The 5,924-nt window shown below is 70.2% G+C and carries 2 protein-coding genes and 1 pseudogene; 2 read left to right on the top strand and 1 reads right to left on the bottom strand.

Annotation, left to right across the window (positions count from 1 at the left end; translation table 11 throughout):
* On the top strand, nt 1–2,185 hold a 2,185-nt coding region (locus AC5RV2_RS13695), incomplete at its 5' end, for a PD-(D/E)XK nuclease family protein (RefSeq protein ID WP_494092788.1).
* Nucleotides 2,182–5,535 (top strand): ATP-dependent helicase, encoded by a 3,354-nt coding sequence (locus tag AC5RV2_RS13690; RefSeq protein WP_494092787.1) that lies wholly within the window; start codon nt 2,182–2,184, stop codon nt 5,533–5,535. The genes AC5RV2_RS13695 and AC5RV2_RS13690, both read left to right, overlap by 4 nt.
* A gap of 65 nt (nt 5,536–5,600) precedes the next feature.
* Here AC5RV2_RS13690 and AC5RV2_RS13685 read toward each other — a convergent pair.
* Nucleotides 5,601–5,924, bottom strand: a pseudogene (locus AC5RV2_RS13685) (hypothetical protein); the annotation flags it as partial.

Genomic DNA, 5,924 nt, shown 5'->3' with positions numbered 1-5,924 from the left:
CGGTGCGGAAGCAGAAGTTGGGAGCGGAACCGCGCCCGCCCACGGCGGCGGGGACCGGAACGACGCGCCCGCCGCCAGTTCGCACGTGGTCGCGTCGCCGGTCCACGAGCACCGCTACGTGGCGCAGCGGATCCTGGAAGCCAGGCTGTTCGAGGGCTACCGGCTCAGCGAGATGGCCGTGATCGTCCGCACCGGCGGCCAGCTCTCGGCCCTCGCCCGCTACCTCACCGGCCAGGACATCGCGGTCAAGGTCCCGGTTGCCGAAAGCGCGGTGCGCGACGAGGCCGCGGTCCGGCCGCTGCTGGACGCGTTGGCCGTGGCCCTTGAGCCGGAACTACTCACCCCCGACGCTGCCGTCGCCCTCCTGACCTCCAGGATCGGCGGCGCGACGGCGATCGACCTGCGCCGCCTGCGCCAGGCACTGCGGCGCGAAGAGCTGCTCGGCGGCGGGGGCCGGTCCAGCGATTCCCTGCTCGTGGAAGCGATCGGCGACCCCGTGTTCCTCGGCACGCTCGGAAGGGAAGGCGGATCCGCCAGGAGGATCGCGCGGATGCTCAAGGCCGGTCGGGACGCGGCGGCCGAGCCGGGGGCCAACGCCGAGACGGTGCTGTGGGCACTGTGGTCCGCCACCGGGCTCTCCGATCGCTGGGCGGCACAGGCACTGCAAGGCGGACCGGTCGGCGTACGGGCGGACCGGGACCTCGACGCCATGATGGCGCTGTTCCAGACCGCCGAGCGGTATGTGGACCAACTCCCCGGCTCCAGTCCCCGGCAGTTCCTGGAATACCTGTTGAACCAGGAACTGCCGATGGACAACCTCGCGCCGCGCGCCCAGATGCGGGAAGCCGTGGAACTCCTCACGCCAGCCTCGGCGGCGGGCCGGGGCTGGCCGCTGGTCATCGTGGCCGGCGTCCAAGAGGGGGTGTGGCCGAACACCAGGCTGCGTGGTGAACTGCTGGGCAGCACGGAGTTCGTCGAGGTTTTGGAGCGCGGCGTCGAGGACGCCCGGCGGATCGACGCGGTGAGCAGGCTGCGGGAAATCCGGTACGACGAATTGCGGAGTTTTTCCACGGCGATCTCGCGTGCCGAACGCCGGCTGATCTGCACGGCGGTGCAGTCCGAAGACGCCCAGCCGTCCCAGTTCCTCGATCTGGTTGAGCCCTGGCTGGACCCGGAAACCCCCCGGCCGGCGACGGAAGTCCTCCGCCCGCGAACCGTGCGTGCCTTGGCGGCGGAACTCCGGCAGGCCGCCCAGCAAGCCTCGACCCGTCCGGAAGAAGCGGCGGATGCTGCCGCCGTGCTCGCCATGCTGGCGGCCAGCCCGGTGCCGGTGCCCGGCGCGCACCCGCGCGACTGGTGGGGATTGCTGCCGCTGAGCAGCACGGCACCGGTCGTTCCGGAGGGGGAACCCGTCCCGGTTTCCCCCTCGAAGGTGGAGGCCGTCCAGAAGTCCCCGCTCGACTGGTTCATCCAAGCGGCAGGGGGCGAAGCGGCCACCGACTTCGCCCGCAGCCTGGGCACCCTGGTCCACGGAATTGCGCAGGACTTCCCCGCGGGCACCGGAACGGAATACGTGGCCGAACTGCTCCGGCGCTGGCCGCAGTTGGGGATGAAGGAGAACTGGGAGGGACGGCTTGACTTCAACCGTGCCGAAGGAATGGTCCGGAGACTGGCTCAGTACGTGATCCAGATGCGTGCGGAGGGCCGGAGCCTGGTCGGCGTGGAACAGGACTTCTCGGTTGACCTGCCGGGTCCGGAACGCGTGGCCAGGCTGCGGGGACAGGTGGACCGATTGGAGCTGGACGCCGACGGGCGGCTGCACATCGTGGACCTGAAAACGGGACGCGCTGCCCCGACCAAGGCAGAACTGGAGCGGCACCCGCAGCTGGGCAGCTACCAGGCGGCGGTCCAGGCCGGAGGATTCCCCGAACATGCGTCAGCCCCGGGCGGCGCTTCCCTGGTCCAACTGGGACAGGACCTGAAATCGGTCAAAGTCCAGCAGCAGGAGAGCCTGGCCGACGGCGAAGACTGGGCCACAGCGATGATCCACGAGGCCGCGGCTCTCATGGCCGCTTCCGAATTCGAGGCCCGGCACGATCCGCAGCGGTCCGGCAACGGCGGTCACGGCTGCCGTGCACCGGAAATTTGTCCCCTGTGCGCAGAAGGAAGGCAGGTCACCGAATGAGCATAGGAGCGGTCACCACAACCTACAGCCCGGAAGAACTTGCCGGACTGCTGGGCCAGCACCTGCCGACAGCCGAACAGTCGGCCATCATCAGCTCCCCGCTGCAGCCGATGCTGGTCATCGCCGGCGCGGGCTCCGGCAAGACGGCGACGATGGCCGACCGCGTTGTCTGGCTCGTGGCCAATGGGTTCGTCCGCCCCGATGAAATCCTCGGCGTCACTTTCACGCGCAAGGCCGCAGGCGAGCTGGCCGCCCGGATCCGCGCGCAGCTGGCCAAGCTGGACCGCAAGGGCCTGCTGCCGCAGGAGGCCGACGATGCCGCCGGCCTGGTCGAACCGAAGGTCTCGACGTACCATTCGTACGCCAACGGTTTGGTCAGCGACTACGGGCTGCGTCTGGGAATTGAACGCGACGTGGTGCTGCTGGGCACCGCGCAGTCCTGGCAGCTGGCCAGCCACTGCGTGGAGGCGTACGACGGCCCCATCGAGCACCTGGTGGCCAGCAAATCGACCCTGGTCAACGCCGTGATGCAGTTCGCCGGGGAATGCTCGGAGCATCTGGTCACCCCGGACCAGGCTGCCGGCTACCTCGCGGAGGAGGTGGAGCGGATCGCCGCCCTTCCCTACATCGACGGCAGCACCAAGCCGGCCAAGCAGGAGGTGCGGAAATTGCTGGACCGGCTGCGGACCCGGATCACCGTGGCCAACCTGGCCGCGGGCTACAACCGGGCCAAGCGGGAACGCGGGGTGCTGGATTTCGGCGACCTGGTCTCCCTCGCGGCCCGCATCGCCCGCGAAGTGCCGCAGGCCCGCCAGCTGGAACGCAGCCGCTACAAAGTCGTGTTGCTGGACGAATTCCAGGACACCTCCCACGCCCAAATGGTGCTGTTCTCCGAACTGTTCGGGGACGGGCATGCCGTCACCGCAGTGGGCGACCCGAACCAGTCCATCTACGGCTTCCGCGGTGCCTCCGCCGGCCAGCTCTTCGCTTTTCAGGAGCACTTTCCCCTGGTGGGCGACGACGGCCGGCGGGCCCCGGCTCCGGCCGGTTTCCTCACGGTGGCCTGGCGCAACAGCATCAACATCCTGCGGATGGCCAACCGGATCTCGGCACCGCTGAACCGGGAAGACCCGAACCGTCCGCGCCCCGGCCGGATCAGCGTTCCGCCGCTGCGCCCACGGCCGGGGGCCACGGAAGGGACGGTGGCACTGGGACGCTACGCGACCGAGGCGGAGGAGACCCTCGCCCTCGCCGACGCGATCGAGCGGGCACGGAAGACGGTTTTCGCCCGCGACCCTGAAACCGGCCGTGCCGAACCCGTCAGCACCGCCGTGCTGTGCCGGCGGCGGGCACAGATCCCGGGCATCGCCAAGGTACTCGAAGAGCGGGGCATTCCCTACGAAATCATCGGGCTGGCCGGGCTGCTGGCGCAGCCGGAGATCGTGGACCTCGTGGCGACCCTGCGCGTCCTGGCTGATCCGGGACGGTCCGACGCGCTGATGCGGCTGCTGGCAGGGGCACGCTGGCGGATCGGACCGGCGGACCTGATGGCCCTGGCCGATTGGTCCCGGTTCCTGGAGAGCCGGCGCCGCGCGGCGGCGGCAGGCGAGGCCGCCGAACTGGACCGGGATGAGGCCGCGGGCGAGGCCGTCGTCGAACAGGACCTGGCCGAGGCCGCGTCCCTGATCGAGGCGCTGGACCGGCTGCCCAAGCCGGGCTGGACCTCGCGCCACGGGCGGTCGCTGACGCCCGTCGCGCTTGAGCGTTTGGGGCGCTTGGCGGAAGAGGTCCGCTACCTGCGCAGCTTCGTCGGCGACGACTTGACGCTGTTGCTGGGCGAAGTGGAACGCACCATGCTGCTGGACATCGAGGTTGCCTCCAAACCCGGCCAGAGCATCCACCAGGCGCGGCGCAACCTTGATGCTTTCCACGATGCAGCGGCAGCGTTCATGCAGACATCGCAGCGCGTGGACCTGCTGGCCTTTTTGGCGTGGCTGGAAGCGGCTGCCGCCGAAGAGGGAGGCCTGGACATGGCGCAGGTGGACGTGCGGCACGATGCCGTGCAGCTGCTGACGGTCCACGCTTCCAAGGGGCTGGAATGGGACGCAGTCTTCGTCCCCGGACTCAACGACGGCGCCTTCCCTTCCTCCTCGGACAACCGGTGGAGCAGCGGCCACGCTGCCCTGCCCTGGCCGTTGCGCGGCGACCGGTCCGACCTTCCCCAGTGGGATACCGACCAGCCGGACCAGTTGTCCTGGCTGAACGCGGAAGCGGACTACAAGTCGGACGTCCAGGCACACGGCGAAGACGAAGAGCGCCGGCTGGCCTACGTCGCCTACACCCGGGCCAAGCACCTGCTGGTCTGCAGCTCCGCCGGCTGGACCGGCAGCAAGGTCAAGCCCACGGCCGTGTCGGCCTTCCTTGCCGAACTGCACGAAATGTCACAGGAGGAACCCACGGCAGTGCAGGTGCGGCATTGGGTAGCGGACGAGGAACTCGGGCCGGAGAATCCGTTTCGGGCCGAAGTGGAAACAGCCATGTGGCCCTTCGATCCGCTGGAAGGACCGCGGGTCTACCGCAGCGGCATCCCGCAGCGGCAACGTCCGGGCCGCCGGGCGGCCATGGAACAGGCCGCGCAGGCAGTGCTCGAGTCGCTGGCACAGGACCGGCAGCCGGCCGCCGACTCGGCGTGGGCCCATGAGGCCAGGCTGCTTCTGGAACGCCACAACGCCGCCCCCACCGCCGGCGAAGTGGAGCTGCCGGCGCACATCTCCGCGTCGCTGCTGGTGGACTTGGCCGACGACCCGGACGAAGTCACGCGGCGCCTGCGGCGTCCGGTGCCCCGGAAGCCCGGAATGGCCGCCAGAAAGGGCACCGCCTTCCACAGCTGGATCGAGGAATACTTCGGCACCACGGGGATGTTCGATCTCGAGGCCTACCCGGACGCGGCCGACGCCCACGTCGACGAGGCCTATGATCTGGCCGGCCTGGTCGAGACCTTCAAAGCGTCCGAATGGGCCGACCGGGTCCCGGCAGCCATCGAAGTGCCCGTCGAGACCCGCGTCGGCGGCGTCGTGGTGCGCGGGCGCATCGATGCCGTGTTCCGCGACGCGGACGGCAGCTGGGACCTGATCGACTGGAAGACCGGAACCGCGCCGACGGGCACGCAACTGTCGGTGAAGTCGGTGCAGCTGGCCGTCTATCGGCTGGCGTGGGCACGCCTGCACGGAATCGACGTGGACCGCGTCAAGGCCGCCTTTTACTACGTCGGGCAGGACAAACTGGTGCGCCCGCACGGCCTGGCCGGCGAAGCGGAGCTGGAGGCGGCGGTGTTGCGGGCCTACTCGTAGTAGCGCCCCGCGCAGCAGCGATCGGCGCCCCGGGCAGCAGGGGTCAGCGCCCCGGGCAGCAGGGGTCAGCGCCGTGGGTTGATGACCGGAAGCGCCGTGGTGTCCGCGGACGCAGGCTCGGCTTCCCTGGCCGGCCGGGCCTCCTTGCCGGCGGCCGCTGCGCCGTCGGCGCTGCCGTTCTCCGGCGGCGCAGGCTCCGCGGCGTCCTGATCCGCGGCGTCCTGTTCCGGCGCGGGCGGTGCCGGAGAAGCTGGATCGACGGCAGGCCCCTCAACCGGGAGCAGCGTGACCTTGGAACTCCCGGAGCGGCCGGCGAGCTGGACGCGTGCGGGCCCGTCGTGCCGGTGCGCCTGCTCGGCCGAAGCGTTCCCGCCCGCCGAAACCGCCCC

The organism is Arthrobacter sp. Y3225116, from assembly GCF_059091245.1.
This window is presented reverse-complemented; position numbering and strand designations above follow the sequence as displayed.

Bases quoted from the DNA above. Each gene is read 5' to 3' on its own strand.
- AC5RV2_RS13690 (WP_494092787.1), top strand. From the start codon at position 2,182: ATGAGCATAGGAGCGGTCACCACAACCTACAGCCCGGAAGAACTTGCC.